Raw genomic sequence first — 661 nt, forward strand, 5'->3', positions numbered from 1 at the left:
GAAATTATTTGCAATAATCTTACTTCTGACTTTCTCAATTGGTTGCAAATCTCAAAGCAATCCTGAAAAGGTAAAAACCGAAAAATGGACTGAATTAAAACCGCCTTTTAAGAATCAAGGAGAACAAGAAAATTATTGGACTCAAGAATTATTCAAAAAAGAGTACAAAAAACTTTCTTATGAAACATATAGTAATGAAATCGTTGAAAAAGAAGAAACTGAATTTATTTATGACAATAAATCTTTCAATATTTATGGAGTAAATGAAACTTTAAAACTGATATTTAAAAAAGGAATAATATATCCTCAACTAATTAGCGGATTTACAACTGAAAAACGTAAATCGGAAAAGGAACTTGATTCTCTTTCTGCTACACAGAGATACTTCTACGAAATGAGTAGAGGAGATAATCTAACTATAACGAATTTAGAAGAACTTAATTTTCTTTCTGACTCACCAAAAATTAAACGATTTCGATTTTGGTTAGGCAGACCAAAGTCAGCTAATCCACAAGTTTATATATTTGAATTGACTAATGAAACTGCTGATAAAAATACAGAACTGAAAGATTTTATAGAGAATTCTAAATTGACCTTTTTAAAAGAAGGTTGGTTAATAATCTGAATTTAAAAAAAACGAACACACAACACCGTGTATAAT

Annotated in this window: 1 protein-coding gene; it reads left to right on the forward strand. The window is 28.1% G+C overall.

Translation table 11 applies throughout. From position 1 onward, the window contains the following. The coding region (locus IEV77_RS17410) for a hypothetical protein (RefSeq protein WP_188467190.1) at positions 1-625 on the forward strand (625 nt) is incomplete at its 5' end. Between the last annotated feature and the right edge of the window lie 36 nt (positions 626-661).

The organism is Xanthomarina arctica (genome assembly GCF_014638915.1).
Taxonomy (GTDB): Bacteria; Bacteroidota; Bacteroidia; order Flavobacteriales; family Flavobacteriaceae; genus Xanthomarina; species Xanthomarina arctica.